The organism is Anaeromonas frigoriresistens (genome assembly GCF_016820655.1).
Lineage (GTDB): Bacteria > Bacillota > Clostridia > Tissierellales > SIT17 > Anaeromonas > Anaeromonas frigoriresistens.
On the sequence record NZ_WSFT01000038.1, the window covers coordinates 1 to 17,856 of the forward strand.

Below are 17,856 nucleotides of genomic sequence, written 5' to 3' on the forward strand. Positions count from 1 at the left end.
AAAGGGTCAGATGCAATATATGAAGTAAAAGATGTTATAAGCTATACAATTCTAGAATCTACAGTGGATAGTATAAGTCTAACTACAGATAAAGAAGTTGTAACTGAAGGATTTCCACTTACTTTAAGTACGCAAGTTATAACTACTGGATCACCAAATCTTGAATACAAATTTTGGGTATATAAGAACGGTGGATGGAGCATCCTAAAGAACTATAGTGAAAGTTCTAGTTTTATCTGGAAACCAAGCAAAAAAGGTGAGTATAGACTGGTTGTACAAGCGAGAAGAAAAGGTTCACAGGTTGTTGCTGAAGTAAGTGATATTATAAGTTATAAAGTTATTGGAAGAATTTCCTACATAGATATGAATTATAGTAGGACCTATGAAGAAGCTCTTGTAAAGCAGTTAAATATTAACCCTCAAACTGATATTTACGATGGTAGTTGGGGAACAGCAATGCTTAAAGATGTTGATAGATATTTAAACCCTGAGAATTTCCTGCAATTTTCTAACGATCAATATAATTACAATGATGTAGTTAAAACAGGGCAGATAAAAGTAATACCAAAAGATTTACATGTAAGAAAAGAAGCAGATATCAATAGTGAAATAGTTGATAAAATTCAGAGGGGAGAAACTTATAGAGTAGTTGATAAATATGGAGAATGGTTTAAGATTCAGACATCAGTAACGTCTGGATGGGTTCATAGTGGTTATGTATATGAACTATATAAATCAAGGGAACCAGCACTTTCTGATATTAAAATAACAACAAGTGTTTTAAATGTAAGAGAAAACCCTACTACGAGCAGTGATATAGTAGATCAGGTATTGGAAGGGCAAGTATATACTGCTTTAGATCAATCGAATGGATGGTATAAAATTAAAACTTCAAAGACCTATGGATGGGTTCACGGGGGTTATGTTACTAAGGTATATTCAGTAACAAAGGGGTCGGTTAAAAATCTTTCAGCATTAGAAATTACTACCGATGTTTTAAATGTAAGAAGTCAGCCAAGCACTTCGGGAACTCAACTTACTCAAGTTAAAAATGGTGAAATTTTTATTATCCAGGGTGAAAGTAACGGATGGTATAAAATTAATTCTAGTGGCATTGTAGGATGGGTTCATGGTGGTTATACAAAGATGACTAATCAAGCACCTCAAGAAATGTATCAGTTCCTTTTACTATCAGGAAATAGTGGATTGTCAAGTTATGAGTTAAATAATATTTTAGAAGGCAGAGGAATATTAAATGGAGAAGGACAAGCTTTTGTGGATGCAAGTATTAAGCATAACATCAATGAAATTTACCTTATATCTCATGCCTTTTTAGAAACAGGATATGGGACCTCTTCCTTGGCTAAGGGTATCCTGGTAGATACCGTGGATGGTAAGTCAGTGACACCGAGAGTTGTCTATAATATGTATGGCATTGGTGCATATGATAGTAATCCGATTGGTGGAGGATCTGAGTATGCTTATAAAGCTGGGTGGTTTACTCCATCACAGGCGATAATAGGCGGAGCGAAATTCATATCAGAAAGATATGTTAATAATCCTACTTATAAACAAGATACTTTATATAAAATGAAATGGAATCCTAATAATCCCACTTCACATCAATATGCTACTGATATAGGATGGGCCTATAAACAAACATCAAGTATTAAGAGATTGTATGACTTGTGTACAGATTATGCATTAAAATTTGAGATACCAAAGTATTTACAAAATTAATATTAAAAAATTTAAAGAAAAGTAGGTATTCAATTAATATTTACTTTTCTTTTTTTATTGTCAACTTTTATATGAATTTATGATAATATAACTATATACCTTCAAATTAAATAATATTTTAAGCAAAAATTAATCATAGATTTTTATAGTATTTGATTAACTGAAATTATATATCTTGATTACATTTTTAGATTGTTATAAAATAAATGTAGTCTTGTAAGAAATTAGTATTTTGAGTCGAAAGAGGGGATAGCGTGAAAAAACAAAAGAGAATAGCTGTATTACTTTTTACAGATATCATTCTTATTAACATGGCCTTTTTAGTATCTTTTTATTTGCGATTTGATACGAGTGTGCCACAGAATATTTTGCAATTATATATTGATAATATTATAGCAATCACTTTAATTAAAATACTTATATTTTCACTTTTTGGTATATATAATAGTCTTTGGAGATATGCTAGTATTGATGAATTAGTCCAAGTCATTTCAGCAGTAATAGTGGCTAATACTGCAGTACTTAGTTATTTATATATAAGACAAATTCATTTTCCAAGGAGTATATATCTACTGGTAACTATCTTAGATATCATGTATGTAGGTGGAGTGAGATTTAGCTATAGATTTATAAGGAAAATAAAAAATGATTTATTTAACAGTAGAGGTAAAAGAAAAAGAATAATGGTTATAGGCGCTGGAGATGCTGGAGCTCTAGTAATAAAGGAGTATAAGAACCATAAAGAGCTAAATAGCGATCCAGTAGTACTAATAGATGATGATAGATCTAAAGAAGGAAGAAAAATAAATGGAGTACCCGTTAAAGGACAGAGATATGATATAAGAAGTCAAGTAATAAAGAATAATATAGACGAGATAGTTATCGCTATACCTTCAGCAAGCAAATCAGAAATTAAGGAAGTTTTAGAAGAGTGTAAAAAGACCCATTGTAAAGTGAAAACTTTACCAGGTATGTTCGAATTAATAGATGGGAAAATAAGTATAAAACAGCTTAGAGAAGTTGAAATAGAGGATTTATTAGGTAGAGATGAAGTTACTTTAGATACTCAAGAAATCAATAATTATATAAAGGGAAAGATAGTTCTTATCACCGGTGGAGGTGGATCTATAGGATCCGAGCTATGTAGACAGATAGCCAAATTTGCACCGAAAGAACTTATTATATTAGATATATATGAAAATAACGTATATGATTTACAAAATGAATTAAAAAGAAAGTATAAGGATATAAATCTTAAGGCAATAATAGCTTCTGTTCGAGATGAGCAAAAAATAAATAGTATAATGAACAGATTTAAACCAAATGTAGTATTTCATGCAGCAGCTCATAAGCATGTTCCTCTTATGGAAGATAATCCTCATGAAGCAGTAAAGAATAATGTATTTGGTACTTTTAATGTAGCTAAAGCATCTGATAAATACGGTATTGATAAATTTGTATTAATATCTACAGATAAAGCTGTAAATCCTACTAATATAATGGGAGCAACTAAAAGGTTATGTGAGATGATTGTACAATCAATTGATAAGGTGAGTGATACTGAGTTTGCTGCAGTAAGATTTGGTAATGTGCTAGGAAGTAATGGTAGTGTTATTCCATTATTTAAAAATCAGATTGCTGAGGGGGGGCCTGTAACTGTCACTCATAAAGATGTAATAAGATATTTCATGACTATACCAGAAGCTAGTCAGCTAGTTTTACAGGCTGGAGCAATGGCTAGAGGTGGAGAGGTTTTTGTCTTGGATATGGGTGAACCGGTGAGAATTTTAGATTTAGCAAGAGATTTGATAATACTATCAGGATTAGAACCAGAAAAAGATATACCAATAGAAATAGTAGGATTACGTCCTGGGGAGAAACTCTATGAAGAGTTACTAATGAATGAAGAGGGATTAGAGAATACAAAACATAATAAAATATTTATCGGTAAGCCAATATTCAATGATTATAAGCTATTAGTTAAAAAGCTAGAAGAGTTAAAACAATTAATGTTTTGTGGATCTGAGGAGGAAATTAGACAGAGAATGAGTAATCTAGTACCAACTTATAAAAAACCTCAGGACATAAATAAAATAAGAATTTTAGAGATTGAAAAAGAAATATCTTTAAGTAGAAAGTAGTAGAATGAGGAAATTTGACTATGAACATATTTGTATGATTTATATATCGTTATTCTTTAGGGGTTGATATCCTTAGGGATGGAATAATATAGAAATTAATAAGTTTACTCAAAAACAAGTACCTGTACAGGTACTTGTTTTTGAGTAAACTTAAAGTAAATATAGGTCAAATTATTTAGAGACAAACTATATAGGTTTAAATATTGATTAACTATCGGGTATTATGAGATAAGAAAAAGTGTATCAAATTACTATTTTAGGTTGACTCTAATAAGATATTCCTATAAAATGGATGTAGAAATTTAGGGAAATTTAGTGTTATTTTTATTATTTTTCTATTAATGATAAAATTTAAATATATTAATTAATGAAGTAAGAGAAGGGGGATTAGAAGTGATTAAAAAAGCTATCATACCAGCAGCAGGATTAGGAACTAGATTTTTACCAGCTACAAAAGCTCAACCTAAAGAAATGTTACCAATAGTAGACAAACCCACTATACAATATATAATAGAAGAAGCAATTGAATCAGGAATAGAAGATATCTTAATAATCACAGGTAGAAATAAAAGGGCTATTGAGGATCACTTTGATAAATCTGTGGAATTAGAGATGACACTAGAAGAAAAAGGTAAGACTGAATTATTAGAACAAGTACAGGATATATCTAATATGGTAAATATCCATTATATAAGACAAAAAGAACCAAAAGGATTAGGACATGCTATCAATTGCGCTAAAAGCTTTATAAAGGATGAGCCTTTTGCAGTACTTCTAGGAGATGATATAGTAGATTCACCTAATGAGCCTTGCCTAAGACAACTGATAGATGCATATACTCAATACGAAGCTACTATTTTAGGAGTTCAAGAAGTAGCAAAAGAAGATGTAAATAAATATGGAATAGTAGATGGAGAACATATAAAGGATGGAGTACATAAGGTTAAGAATCTAGTAGAAAAGCCTGATATAGATAAAGCTCCAACAAATGTAGCTATACTAGGAAGATATATAATAACTCCAGATATATTTGAAATATTAGATAATACTACTCCGGGAGCAGGAGGAGAAATACAATTAACTGATGCATTAAAGGAATTAGCCTTAAAACAAGACATGTATGCGTATAACTTTGAAGGTAAGAGATATGACGTAGGGAATAAATTAGGATTTCTTCAAGCTACGGTAGAGTTTGCATTGAAAAGAGAAGATTTGAAAGATGATTTTGAAGAATATTTAAGGAGAATTATTAAATAAATTTTTCTAGTTTAAGATAATCATTAATTTATTATAAATTTTTTTATTAATGTTATAGGTATTTTTATGAAAATAATATGTATTAATAAAAATTCTAGATCCATAATTAGAAGTTTAATATTAAAAATTGATAATAGATTGTTAAGTAGCATATGAAACTGAATGGTATGTAATAGTTCAGAGATTAATATTGATATTACAAAAGTAAAGGGGAAAACTAATGGAATTATTCTTGAAAATATTATTTTACGTTAGTGGCTTTATTATTGTTTGGGCCATGATTGGTTATCCTTTATCTCTTAAGGTGATCGGAAAGATATATAAGAACCGCAATCTTCGAAAAGATTATTCACATCAACCAACCGTAACAGTTATGGTGGTAGCTCATAATGAAGAAAAAGTAATATTAGATAAACTTTATAATATATTAGAACTTGATTATCCAAAGGATAAAATTGAATTCTTGATATCTTCTGATAATAGTACTGATAAAACTAATGAAATTGTTGCAAAATTTATAAAAGAACATCAAGATCGAAAACTTAGACTTTATGAAGTTAAGGACCGTAAAGGTAAAACTAATGCACAAAATGAAGCACAAAAAACTGTAACATCAGAGTACTTAGTTATGACTGATGCGAACTCTATGATGGATAAAAATTCAGTAAAAGAATTAATGGCAGCTTTCACATCTGATGATATTGCTTATGTATCAGGAAGATTATCTATTGTAAATCAAGGAGCTAGTGAAGTAAGTGATGCTGAAGCAAGTTATTGGGATAGTGATATGACCATCAGAGAGATAGAAGGAAGAATACAGACTATAACAGCCGGTAATGGAGCTTTGTATGCATGTAGGACACAAGATTATTATGATTTTAATCCTATTCAATGTCATGATAGTGCAATGCCACCTTTATATGCACTGCAAGGTAAAAGAGCAATTGCTAATCATGATGCTATAGCATATGAAAAGGCTGGAGAAGTAATAGAAGATGAATTTGGTCGTAAAGTTAGAATGAATAGAATTATACTTAAGCATATCTTACCAGATATAAGAATACTAAATATATTTAAGTATAAATGGTTTTCGTATTTTTATTTTGGGCATAGAACTTGTAGGTATCTATTATGGATATCACATCTAATTTTATTGTTATCTAATGCTTTATTGATTCATCAATCAGATCTTTATTCGATGACATTTGCAGGACAAGTTTTATTCTATCTTTTAGCAATAATAGCAGCAATCACTAAAACTAATAATAAATATTTAGTTTTAATTTATTATTATACTGTTACTATAATTGCACAATGGGCGGGAGTATATAGAATACTTACTGGAAAAGCTAAGCCATTTTGGGAGAAAGCAGAGAGTACAAGATAAAAATAAATTATTTCAAGGGAGACAATAATAATGAAAATAGCAATAGCAGGAACAGGATATGTTGGATTATCTAACGCTGTTTTATTAGCACAGAATAATGAAGTAATAGCATTAGATATTAATCAGCAGAAAGTAGATTTAGTTAATGATAATAAGTCACCGATAGTAGATACTGAAATAGAGGATTATCTAGTTAATAAGGATTTAAATTTAGTAGCTACTACTGATAGATATGAAGCATATAATAATGCTAGGTATGTAGTGATAGCTACACCTACAAACTATGATCCAGATAAAAATTATTTTAATACTAAATCAGTTGAGTCTGTTATTAAAGATGTGTTGGAAATAAACTCTGAGGCAATAATGATCATTAAATCTACTGTACCCGTAGGATATACTAAAGATATAAAAGAAAAATTTAATACAGAGAATATCATATTTTCTCCAGAATTCTTAAGAGAAGGAAAGGCCTTATATGATAATCTTTATCCATCAAGAATTATCGTAGGAGAAAAATCGGAAAGAGCTGAAAAATTTTCAGGCTTATTATTAGAAGGATCAATTAAAAAAGATGTTCCAGTACTTTTTACTGACTCTACGGAAGCGGAGGCTATAAAACTATTTTCAAATACTTTTTTAGCAATGAGAGTAGCATATTTTAATGAATTAGATACTTATGCAGAAATAAGAGGATTAGATTCAAAACAAATAATAGAAGGAGTAGGACTAGATCCAAGGATAGGAAGTCACTATAACAATCCATCTTTTGGATATGGTGGATATTGTTTACCTAAGGATACAAAGCAATTAAGAGCAAATTATGAAGATGTTCCGAATAATATCATAAGAGCTATTGTAGATGCTAATAGAACTAGAAAAGACCATGTGGCTGACATGATAATTAAAAAGAAACCTAATATAGTAGGAATATATAGATTAACAATGAAAACTGATTCAGATAACTTCAGACAATCAGCTATACAAGGAGTAATGAAGAGAGTTAAAGGGAAAGGAATAGAAGTAGTGGTTTATGAACCGGTACTAAAAGAAGATGAATTTTATCACTCTAGAGTAATAAAAGATTTAGATGAGTTTAAGAAAATATCAGATGTAATAGTAGCAAATAGAATGTTTAAAGATTTAGAAGATGTTGAAGATAAGGTATATACTAGAGATCTATTTAATAGAGATTAAAATTCATTATTAAAGTAAAGATAAGCATTCATTAGAATACTTATCTTTTTTTGTGTAGAGTAGCTTGCATTACTCTCTTAATTAATATAAAATAAACCTATTAGTACCAAGTCCTAATAGGGAGTGATAAAAATGTTAAATAATATAGAAATTCAAAAAATAATACCCCACAGATATCCATTTCTTCTAGTAGATAAGATAGTAGAGTTAGAAGAAGGTACCAAGGCAGTAGGTATAAAGAATGTAACTATGAATGAACCTTTCTTTCAAGGACACTTTCCAAATAATCCACTTATGCCAGGAGTACTTATAGTAGAAGCTATGGCTCAAGTAGGAGCAGTTGCAGTGATGACTCTAGAAGAAAATAAAGATAAACTAGCAGTATTTACTGGTATAGATAAAGTAAGGTTTAAAAAACAAGTAAGACCAGGAGATACCTTGAGAATGGAAGTAGAACTTATAGCTATGAAAAGAGGAATAGGAAAAGCTAATGCTATAGCATATGTAGGAGAAGATATAGCTTGTAAAGGAACACTTATGTTTGGAATAATAGATAATTAAATATATAAAAACATCTAAATCAATTGATTTAGATGTTTTTTATGGTTATCTCTTTGGTAAGCTATCTGCATAAGCATCAGAGAGATCCATTAATTCAAGAACTCTATCATAATATTTTTTATGATCTGAGTTTAATTCTACTTTTTCTCTTGTTTTTATATTCCTTAAGTTCCCTTCTTCAAAGGTAGAGCCAGGAATGAAGAAATAGTTACTACTTAAAAATGATCCTGTTGGAAGATAAAATCTCATTCCTAAAGTATTATCTGGATAGTTCAATATATCTTGTCCGAAATATATTTTGTTTTCTAAAGATACTCCTAATAAGTTTGAAATTATTGGCATCAAATCAACTTGGCCACCTACAGTATCTATACTTTCATTAATGTCACTTTCAGGAACTCTAATAATTAAAGGTATATTAAAGGTATCTAAATATCTACTATAATCTTCTCCTAATACTTCTTTAATTAAAGTAATATCTTGAGCATCAGTGATTTGAGGTAATTTCATACCAAAATGATCTCCATATACAACTATTAATGTATCTTTCCATAAGCCGTTTTCTTTTAATTTTGATATTAGTTGTCCAAAAGCTTTATCTGCATAATTAGCTGCTTGTATATATCTACCGAAGGTTGAATCTTCATATCTATCTGGGAGATTAAAAAGACCTTTGGACTCAGGTATCTTGAAGGGATGATGACTAGACATTGCTATTAAATTAGCATAGAACTTATCATCATTTTCAACTATTTTAATTAACTCATCAATAGACTTATCATACAATACCTCATCAGATGAACCGAAAGCTATTTTATCTTTATCATCAAAGAAAGGTTTAGCATAATATTTATCAAATCCTAAAGCTTCATACATTTCATTTCTATTCCAAAAACTTATATCATTTGTATGAAAAGTAGCAGATGTATAACCATAATCTTTTAATATACTAGGAAAACTAGGTATTTTTCTATCTCCATATTTTTGGCTCATTGCATCTATAGAGGTTGGATAGATAGAAGTATTTAACATAAACTCTGCATCAGAAGTATTTCCTTTTCCTATTTGTTGATAAAATTGGGTAAAATACATATTTTTATTAGCAAACTCGCTTAAATGAGGCGTTACTTCTTTACCATCAATTTTTAAATGCATAAGAAAGTCTTGAAAGGCCTCTAATTGTATAACTAATACATTCTTGTCTTTTGCTACACCATAGTATTTAAGATTTTCTTTAGGATCTAATCCTTTTACTTCTCGTATCTTGTCATAAGTAATATTTGCACTTGAAACATTATTATTATGATTAGCGAAAGCAGTATAGGCTTGATAATTAAAGAAACCCATTGTCTGCCCAAGTTTCATTTCGTTAATAACACCATCTTTTACTGGGATATATATATTGGTTATAGATATTAATAAAAAGACTATTAAGATACTATATACAAGTTTCTTTTTAACAGAAATATGTCTTTTAAAAGGATATCTTTTGATAAGAACTAGTAGTGAAACAAAAGCTATGTCTAAGTATAAAATCAAATAAAGAGGATTAAATAGCTCAAAAACACTGTCTTTAACTTCTCCTACTTGCCCTAATTGAAAAACTGCATTATATGTTACTAGAGTTCCATAATAATTATAATACAATATTGTTGATAGAAAATATGTTGATATAATAAGATTTATAAATAAATATATTGTCATTTTATATCTATTGGCTACTAAATCAACTAGCATAAATATAATGGAAAAAGTTATAAAATCAGTAAATAGAATTCTCCAAAAGTTATTACCAGTAAATAGGATGCTTCGTACATAATATGATTTTAAAGAGAGCAAAATTGTAAAAATCATAAAATTACTTAAAATAATTTTAATTCTTGAATTAATCATATAATCACCTTTCTAAATAACTCATTATTTATAAAAACTTATTTATTATATACTATTCTAAAGAGCAGATAATTTCAAGTTTTGTTATTAAGTATAGGGGATGAAAGATAAAGTGATATAAATAACAGTGACAATATAAACAAAAATATGTATTTAGAACGATATAAGTATATATTCATATATCTTGATAATAAATCTATAATCCTGTAAAATTGATATAGATTTTCAAAAATATTATTTACAAGAAAGTGAGTACAAATGAAAAAAATTATATACTTAATTTTAACAATTATATGGATGGGAGTTATATTTTATTTTTCTCATCAGCCAGGAGATATATCTGGGAACCAATCAGGAGAACTTCTAGTAAAGATTGGACTAATAACTGAACAAGATTTGATTCATCAAACAGATAAGGCCCAGATGTTACAATTTATTATAAGAAAAGTGGCACATATGAGTGTCTATTTTATACTGAGTATACTTTTGATTTTAACTTTTAAAATTTTTATAATAAAGCATTATTATCTATTATCATGGATAATAGCTACAGTATATGCTATAACAGATGAATTTCATCAGTCGTTTATCCCAGATAGGGGACCAAGTGTTAAGGATGTATTTATTGATTCTTTTGGTGCTCTTATTGGACTAGCTATATATATATTTATAATTAGGTTATTTAATCAAAGTAGAAGAGGTACTTTAAGTTAATTAATAAACTAGGCACAAGATTTTTACCAGTAACATAAGAGTCATTATCCGTTTTTAGCGACCTAAGTCCAGTACTACAATAATATTGAATATAAAGTATTTAATAAAATCTGCTGATGTGATTGAAGTTCTTCCAAGTTATTTAGAATATGTATAAAAGTTTCAAGCTCTGATTAAATTCAGGGCTATTTTTTATTTCTAATTGTAATTCAAAACTATGTATGATAAACTTAGGTTAAACGTTTAACCTAATGGAAAGTATATAATAATAGAAAAATGGTGAATATAATGAAATACACAATAAAAGACATAGCTAAGTTTTCAGGAGTTTCAACAGCTACTGTATCAAAGGTACTTAATAATAAGGATGAAAAGATAAGCGAGAGAACAAGACAAAAGGTACTTGAGGTTTCAAAAAAATATAATTATTCTTTAAATAGAGTTGCTAGTAGTATGGTTACTAGAAAGACTAAGACTATCGGGCTTATACTTCCTGATATCTCGAATCCTTTTTTTCCTGAGATGGCAAGAGGTGTTGAAGATAAATCTAATGAATTAGATTATAATATTATAATTTGTAATACTGATGATGACATAAAAAAGGAAAAGAAATATATAAAAACCCTTTTAGAAAAAATGGTAGATGGGATAATAATAGTTCCATCAGCTGGTGGTGAATCAGCTTCAAATTTTTCGAAGTTAAATTTACCTATAGTTATAGTAGATAGAGATGTAGATAGTAGTAAAATAAAGGGCAAAGTACTAGTAAATAATTTTAAAGGTGCATATGAGGGTACGAAATATTTAATTGATAAAGGATATAAAAAAATAGCTTTTATTTCTGGTAATCTTTCTAATACTAATGCTTTAGAAAGATTTAAGGGATATAAAAAAGCATTAAAAGATAAGAATATAGGATATGACGAAAAATATTTTTATGAAGGTGAGTTTAGAAAAGAGTGGGGGAAGAAAGCTATAGATAAAATGATAAATAGTGGTTTAGATTTTGACTGCATATTTTCATCTGATGATATGATTGCAATAGGTGCAATGAAAGAGCTTAAAAATAGGGGATATAATATACCAAAAGATATAGGAGTTCTTGGATTTGATGATATATATATGGCAAAATTAATGGAACCAGAGTTATCTTCTATAAAGCAACCTATGTATGAAATGGGACACGCGGCTGCTGATATGATTATCAACATTATAAATGATATAGAATTAAAGGAAAAGGAAATAACCTTTAAAACAGAGTTACAAATAAGAGAGTCTATATAAGTTAGGAGGAATTATTTTGTCAGATATATTAGTTATAGGTAGTTTAAATATGGATTTAGTAACAGTAACAAACAGAATGCCTACTGTAGGAGAGACTATAATAGGAAAACGTTTTGACCAAATACCTGGAGGGAAAGGTGCAAATCAGGCGGCTGCAATGGCAAGATTAAATGGAAATGTAACAATGATTGGAAGAGTTGGAGAGGATTTATTTGGAAAAGCTTTAATAGAATCTCTTAAAAAAGATGGAGTTAATGTGAATTTCATAAAAGAAGATAAAAAACTATCTACTGGGATAGCTACAATAACTGTTGATGGTGATGGTAATAATTCTATCATTGTAATACCTGGAGCAAATTATGGTGTAGATAAAGATGATATAGATGAAAACATTAATTTATTCAATAAATCCAAGATAGTATTATCTCAACTGGAAATACCTATTGATACAGTGGAATATTGCTTGAAGATAGCCAAGGAAAATGGTAATTATACTATATTAAATCCAGCTCCTGCAAAAGTGCTTAGTTATAATTTGATAAAAAATATAGATCTTTTAACTCCTAATGAAACAGAGCTTGAAATAATAAGCGGTATGAAGATAAATAATTTTGATGATGTTATAAAGGCTTCTAAATTGCTTATAGATAAAGGTGTGAAGGAACTAATTGTAACGCTTGGATCAGAGGGGTCTTTATATATAAATAAAGATATAGAAAAGAAGTTTAATGCATATAAAGTAGATGCAGTTGATACTACTGCAGCAGGTGATAGTTTTAATGGTGGCATTGTAGTTTCAGTTATTGAAGGAAAATCTATGGATGAAGCGATAGATTTTGCATCAAAGGTTGGAGCACTTACTGTGATGAAAGAAGGAGCTCAAAGCTCTCTACCTTATAGGGATGAAATAGATAATTTTAAGGAGTGATAATATTGAAGAAGACAAAATTAATAAATTCAAATATTTCATATATGATATCAAAAATGGGTCATAAAGATACTTTAACTATAGCAGATAGTGGACTACCTATTCCAAACGATGTAGATAGAATAGATTTAGCTTTACAAAAAGGTATACCTTCTTTTATGGATTGTTTTAAATCTGTGATGAGTGAATTAAAGGTAGAAGAGGTAATCATAGCATCTGAAATGGAAAAGATAAGTCCTGAACTTTATGAGGAATTGATGAAAGAAATAGAAAATATAAAAGATGAAGAAAATTGTGATATAAAGATTACGAGAGTAAATCATGAAGAATTTAAAGAAATTACAAAGGATACAAAGGCTGTTATAAGATCGGGAGAGTTTACTCCGTTTGCTAATATTATTTTAAAATCTGGTGTTGTATTTTAGGAGTGATAAATGTGAATGAAATATTAGTTGAAATGAAAAATATAAGTAAGGAATTTCCTGGTGTAAAGGCTTTGGAAGATGTAGATTTAAATGCTTATAATGGAAGAGTAATGGCTTTACTGGGTGAAAATGGAGCAGGGAAATCTACCCTTATGAAGATACTTACAGGAGTATATGAAAGATCTTCCGGAGAAATTTATTATAAAGGTGAAAAAGTTAAATTTAATTTTCCAAAGGAATCTCAAGAAAAGGGAATAGGTATAATCCATCAAGAATTAAATTTATTACCCAATCTTACTATAGCTGAAAATATATTTTTGGGTAGGGAACCAGTAGGCAAAACTGGAAAGATTAATTGGTCAAAATTATATAGTGATTCTGAAAAATATCTTAAAAAATTAAAAATTGATGTAAACCCTAAAACTAAGATTAAGAACTTAAGTATAGGTATAAAGCAAATGGTTGAAATTGCAAAGGCTTTATCGCTTAATGCAGAACTTATTATAATGGATGAACCTACTGATGCCTTAACTGATGCTGAAACTGAAAATTTATTTAGAGTAATAAATGAATTAAGAGATGAAAATAAAGGTGTAATATATATTTCTCATAGATTAGATGAAATATTTGAAATATGTGATGATGTAACTATACTTCGTGATGGAAAGTTTATAAAAGAAGAAAAGGTAGAAAATATAAATAAAGAACAAATGATTGAGCTTATGGTTGGTAGAAAGCTTACTGAACAATTTCCTGTACTTGATAAAAATATTGGTGAAATAGTTTTAGAAGTGAAAAATTTAAAAAATGAGCATATTGATAATGTAAGTTTTAATGTGAAAAAAGGTGAAATATTAGGAATAGCAGGGCTTATGGGTGCTGGTAGAACTGAACTTGCTAAAACTATATTTGGCCTTTATAAAGTAAGTAATGGTGAAGTGATATTAGATGGAAAAAATTTAAATATAAATTCTCCTCATGATGCTATTAAATCTGGTATATCTTATGTATCTGAAGATAGAAAAAAGGATGGATTAGTGTTAGGACTTTCTGTAAAAGATAATATGACTCTTTCTTCTTTAAAAGAATTCACTGATAGCTTCGGAAAGATTAATAAAAAAGATGAAAATTCAATATGTGATCAATTTATTAAAAGTATGTCTATAAGGACTCCAAGTAAAAAACAAATGGTTAAAAATTTAAGTGGTGGTAATCAACAAAAGGTAGCTATTACTAAGAGTCTTATCGCAGAACCAAAAGTTCTTATATTAGATGAACCTACTAGAGGGGTAGATGTAGGTGCCAAGAGAGAAATCTATGATTTAATAAATAAATTCAAGAAAAATGGTATGGCTATTATAATGATATCTTCTGAAATTCCAGAGATTTTAGGTATGAGTGATAGGATAATGGTCATGAGTGAGGGAAAGAAATCTGGAGAATTGGATAGGAAAAACGCAAATCAAAAAAATATTATGAAACTTGCAGTTGGAATGAAAGGGGAAAAAACAGATGAAGTTTTTAAATAAAGAAACGCTTTTAAAGTATAAGTCTATAATAGGTCTTGTTGTATTTTCTATAATAATTTCACTATTAAATGATAGATTTTTGACTGTGCCTAATCTATTAAATATTTTAAGGCAAACTTCTATTAATGCAGTTATTGCTGCAGGTATGACATTTGTAATTTTAACAGGAGGAATTGACCTTTCTGTAGGTTCTACAGTAGCTTTTTCTGGAGCAATAGCAGCCAGTTTAATTGCTGGAGGATATAATGTATTTCTCTCTATCCTTATAGCTCTTTCAATAGGTGCTCTTATAGGATTAATAAATGGAATTATAATTAGTAAAGGTAAAGTTCAACCCTTTATTGCAACTCTTGCTACTATGACCCTTATCAGAGGGGCTACTCTTGTATTTACAGATGGTCGTCCTATTGGCGTTGGATTTGAAGGTCCTGCTGAAATCTTTAATTTTATTGGATCAGGATATTTCTTAGGAATACCTATACCAATATATCTAATGATATTAGTATTTGCAATAGCTTATTATATTTTAAGACAAACAAGACTTGGAAGATATGTATATTCTCTAGGTGACAATGAAGAAGCAACAAAGCTTTCAGGAATAAATACTAATAAAATTAAAACTTCTGTATATATGATAAGTGGATTATTAGCTGCACTTACTGGAATTATAATAACTGCAAGACTCTCATCTGCTCAACCTACTGCAGGTGATGGTTATGAATTAGATGCTATTGCAGCTGTTGTACTAGGTGGTACTAGTCTTGCTGGTGGTGTGGGTAGTATATTTGGTACTGTCATAGGTGCCCTTATAATTGGAATACTGAGCAATGCTTTAAATCTTATGAATGTTTCATCATATTATCAGCTTATGGCAAAAGGTTTAGTTATTTTAATAGCTGTGTTATTAGATAGAAAAGAAAAATAATTTTGATTTAAATTATAGTTAACTATAATTTAATATATAAAAAATAAAAGGAGGAATTTTAATGAAGAAATTTTTAGCAATATTATTAATTGGTATGTTCGTGCTTACAGCAGCTGTAGGGTGTTCCACTGATGAAGGAAATGACAGTGGAGATAGTGGCTCTGATGATTCAGGTGAAAAGATAGGTCTAGTTGTTTCTACTCTTGATAATCCATTTTTTGTATCTTTAAAAGATGGTGCTGAAGAAAAAGCAAAAGATTTAGGATATGATATTTTAACACTTGATTCGCAAAATGATCCATCAAAAGAACTTGCAAATATAGAAGATTTAATTACTCAAAAGGTATCAGTTATACTAATTAACCCAACCGATTCTGAAGCTGTTGGTAATGCGGTAAAAGCTGCTAATGATGCAGGTATTCCAGTAATTACATTAGATAGAGGTGCAGATTCAGGTGAAGTTGCAACTCATATAGCTTCTGATAATGTAGCTGGTGGAAAAATGGCTGGAGAATTTGTAGTTAATGAATTAGATGGTAAGGGAAAAATAGTAGAACTTGAAGGTATTGCAGGAACTTCTGCAGCTAGAGATAGAGGTCAAGGGTTTAATGAAGCTATTGGTGAGTCTGATATAGAGGTGGTTGCAAAACAAGTTGCAAACTTTGATAGAACTGAAGGATTAAATGTAATGGAAAATATTCTTCAAGCTCAAGAAGAAATTGATGCAGTATTTGCTCATAATGATGAAATGGCTCTAGGTGCGTTAAAAGCTATTCAATCAACTGATAGAGATATAATGGTAATTGGGTTTGATGCAACAGATGATGCAGTAAAAGCTGTAGAAGATGGCGAAATGGCTGCAACAGTAGCTCAACAACCTAAATTAATAGGTTCTACAGGTGTTGAAAATGCAGAAAAGATTATAAAAGGTGAAGATGTAGAAGAATTCATTCCAGTAGAGCTTAAGTTAATTACTGAATAAACTTAAAAAAACTCTTAAATTGGAGTGCCACAAAAAAGTACACACACCAAATCTTATCTAATTTAATTGCTTAAGGTTGGTACTATCATTATCTTAAATACTATTTGGGGGCTTGTCCTTTTTCTTTTATCAAAACTAACCTCATATGAGGTTAGTTTTTTTTTATAATTAAATCTAAAATAATTATATCTATGATTTTGGTTGATCTTATGACACAGGTTGAAGATGGGATCAGGGAAGAGGATAAAAGATGCATTTATTGACTCTTTTAGTGTTCTTATTGGACTAGCTATTTTAATGATCATCTTAAGATTAATACATTAATTCGAAGGTAATATATAAATTATGATAAGAAATAATATCATATATAATACTAAAGGATAATTTGAGAATAATGGACACACCATAAAGATGACTTATTTTATAAAAAAACTAGCTATAAATTTCAATCTATGGTATACTATGTTAGAACTTAAATTAGAGTAAATAGTAACACAATATATATCTATAAATACTATTCAATATAGTATACATCTAGATTTTATTTGTGAATTATTAAAATCAGTTTAAGAATAAAATTTAGGAGGTACACATTATGAATGGTACAGTAAAATGGTTTAATGCAGAAAAAGGATTTGGTTTTATTACAGGTGAAGACGGAAAAGACGTATTCGCTCACTTTTCACAAATTCAAAAAGATGGTTTCAAATCTTTAGAAGAAGGTCAAGAAGTAGAATTCGACGTAGTTGAAGGACAAAAAGGTCCTCAAGCAGAAAATATTGTTTCTAAATAATTGATATTTTAACCCTAGAATATGTGATATTCTAGGGTTTTTTTAAGTGTGCCCGGCATGGGCATAGTCTATAGGGTGAAAGTCCCGAACACTGAAGGTG

The 17,856-nt window shown here is 29.3% G+C and carries 15 protein-coding genes; 14 read left to right on the forward strand and 1 reads right to left on the reverse strand.

The genetic code is table 11. The features are described 5' to 3' along the window. The 6 genes from GOQ27_RS10205 to fabZ form a co-directional block, all read left to right on the forward strand. Nucleotides 1–1,740 (forward strand): N-acetylglucosaminidase (locus GOQ27_RS10205; RefSeq protein WP_203366763.1); only part of this gene is annotated, 1,740 nt, incomplete at its 5' end. A gap of 254 nt (nucleotides 1,741–1,994) precedes the next feature. Beyond that, nucleotides 1,995–3,881 carry a polysaccharide biosynthesis protein gene (locus GOQ27_RS10210; protein WP_203366764.1) on the forward strand — a complete coding sequence of 629 codons (1,887 nt, stop codon included), beginning with the start codon at nucleotides 1,995–1,997 and terminating at the stop codon, nucleotides 3,879–3,881. Nucleotides 3,882–4,274: 393 nt separating this feature from the next. After that, entirely contained in the window at nucleotides 4,275–5,138 is an 864-nt protein-coding gene (gene galU / locus GOQ27_RS10215) for a UTP--glucose-1-phosphate uridylyltransferase GalU (protein ID WP_350445900.1), read from the forward strand. A gap of 220 nt (nucleotides 5,139–5,358) precedes the next feature. Further along, on the forward strand, nucleotides 5,359–6,525 hold the full coding sequence (locus tag GOQ27_RS10220; protein WP_203366765.1) for a glycosyltransferase family 2 protein: 1,167 nt from the start codon (nucleotides 5,359–5,361) through the stop codon (nucleotides 6,523–6,525). Between the two features lie 30 nt (nucleotides 6,526–6,555). Then, nucleotides 6,556–7,722 carry a nucleotide sugar dehydrogenase gene (locus tag GOQ27_RS10225; protein WP_203366766.1) on the forward strand — a complete coding sequence of 389 codons (1,167 nt, stop codon included), beginning with the start codon at nucleotides 6,556–6,558 and terminating at the stop codon, nucleotides 7,720–7,722. A gap of 132 nt (nucleotides 7,723–7,854) precedes the next feature. After that, nucleotides 7,855–8,283, forward strand: coding sequence for a 3-hydroxyacyl-ACP dehydratase FabZ (gene fabZ, locus GOQ27_RS10230; RefSeq protein WP_203366767.1), 429 nt, complete (start codon nucleotides 7,855–7,857; stop codon nucleotides 8,281–8,283). Nucleotides 8,284–8,328: 45 nt separating this feature from the next. Here the strand turns inward: fabZ and GOQ27_RS10235 are convergent, their stop codons facing one another. Beyond that, nucleotides 8,329–10,020 (reverse strand): LTA synthase family protein, encoded by a 1,692-nt coding sequence (locus tag GOQ27_RS10235; protein WP_203366768.1) that lies wholly within the window; start codon nucleotides 10,018–10,020, stop codon nucleotides 8,329–8,331. Nucleotides 10,021–10,434: 414 nt separating this feature from the next. On the opposite strand from GOQ27_RS10235, the gene GOQ27_RS10240 reads away from it, so the two are divergent. From GOQ27_RS10240 to GOQ27_RS10275, 8 genes are all read left to right on the forward strand, one after another. Next, the gene (locus GOQ27_RS10240) at nucleotides 10,435–10,890 is read left to right on the forward strand and encodes a VanZ family protein (RefSeq protein WP_203366769.1); all 456 of its coding nucleotides are present in this window, start codon (nucleotides 10,435–10,437) and stop codon (nucleotides 10,888–10,890) included. Between the two features lie 288 nt (nucleotides 10,891–11,178). After that, complete coding sequence (locus GOQ27_RS10245; RefSeq protein ID WP_203366770.1) at nucleotides 11,179–12,174, forward strand: LacI family DNA-binding transcriptional regulator; 996 nt, start codon at nucleotides 11,179–11,181, stop codon at nucleotides 12,172–12,174. A gap of 16 nt (nucleotides 12,175–12,190) precedes the next feature. Then, a complete protein-coding gene (gene rbsK, locus GOQ27_RS10250; RefSeq protein WP_203366771.1) occupies nucleotides 12,191–13,102 on the forward strand; it encodes a ribokinase in 912 nt (303 codons plus the stop codon). After that, entirely contained in the window at nucleotides 13,099–13,527 is a 429-nt protein-coding gene (gene rbsD, locus GOQ27_RS10255; RefSeq protein WP_484477119.1) for a D-ribose pyranase, read from the forward strand. The genes rbsK and rbsD overlap by 4 nt, the downstream gene beginning before the upstream one ends. A gap of 11 nt (nucleotides 13,528–13,538) precedes the next feature. Beyond that, on the forward strand, nucleotides 13,539–15,056 hold the full coding sequence (rbsA, locus tag GOQ27_RS10260) for a ribose ABC transporter ATP-binding protein RbsA (protein WP_484477120.1): 1,518 nt from the start codon (nucleotides 13,539–13,541) through the stop codon (nucleotides 15,054–15,056). Then, a complete protein-coding gene (gene rbsC, locus GOQ27_RS10265) occupies nucleotides 15,040–15,981 on the forward strand; it encodes a ribose ABC transporter permease (protein WP_203366773.1) in 942 nt (313 codons plus the stop codon). The genes rbsA and rbsC overlap by 17 nt, the downstream gene beginning before the upstream one ends. A gap of 61 nt (nucleotides 15,982–16,042) precedes the next feature. Beyond that, a complete protein-coding gene (gene rbsB / locus GOQ27_RS10270) occupies nucleotides 16,043–16,963 on the forward strand; it encodes a ribose ABC transporter substrate-binding protein RbsB (protein ID WP_203366774.1) in 921 nt (306 codons plus the stop codon). A gap of 595 nt (nucleotides 16,964–17,558) precedes the next feature. After that, on the forward strand, nucleotides 17,559–17,756 hold the full coding sequence (locus GOQ27_RS10275) for a cold shock domain-containing protein (protein ID WP_203366775.1): 198 nt from the start codon (nucleotides 17,559–17,561) through the stop codon (nucleotides 17,754–17,756). The last annotated feature ends 100 nt before the right edge of the window (nucleotides 17,757–17,856 follow it).

What these genes read in the sequence shown, in the direction of transcription:
- GOQ27_RS10220 (WP_203366765.1), top strand. Translation starts at nt 5,359, where the DNA reads ATGGAATTATTCTTGAAAATATTATTTTACGTTAGTGGCTTTATTATT.
- GOQ27_RS10225 (WP_203366766.1), top strand. Translation starts at nt 6,556, where the DNA reads ATGAAAATAGCAATAGCAGGAACAGGATATGTTGGATTATCTAACGCT.
- fabZ (WP_203366767.1), top strand. Translation starts at nt 7,855, where the DNA reads ATGTTAAATAATATAGAAATTCAAAAAATAATACCCCACAGATATCCA.
- GOQ27_RS10235 (WP_203366768.1), bottom strand. Translation starts at nt 10,020, where the DNA reads ATGCTAGTTGATTTAGTAGCCAATAGATATAAAATGACAATATATTTA.
- GOQ27_RS10240 (WP_203366769.1), top strand. Translation starts at nt 10,435, where the DNA reads ATGAAAAAAATTATATACTTAATTTTAACAATTATATGGATGGGAGTT.
- GOQ27_RS10245 (WP_203366770.1), top strand. Translation starts at nt 11,179, where the DNA reads ATGAAATACACAATAAAAGACATAGCTAAGTTTTCAGGAGTTTCAACA.
- rbsC (WP_203366773.1), top strand. Translation starts at nt 15,040, where the DNA reads ATGAAGTTTTTAAATAAAGAAACGCTTTTAAAGTATAAGTCTATAATA.
- rbsB (WP_203366774.1), top strand. Translation starts at nt 16,043, where the DNA reads ATGAAGAAATTTTTAGCAATATTATTAATTGGTATGTTCGTGCTTACA.
- GOQ27_RS10275 (WP_203366775.1), top strand. Translation starts at nt 17,559, where the DNA reads ATGAATGGTACAGTAAAATGGTTTAATGCAGAAAAAGGATTTGGTTTT.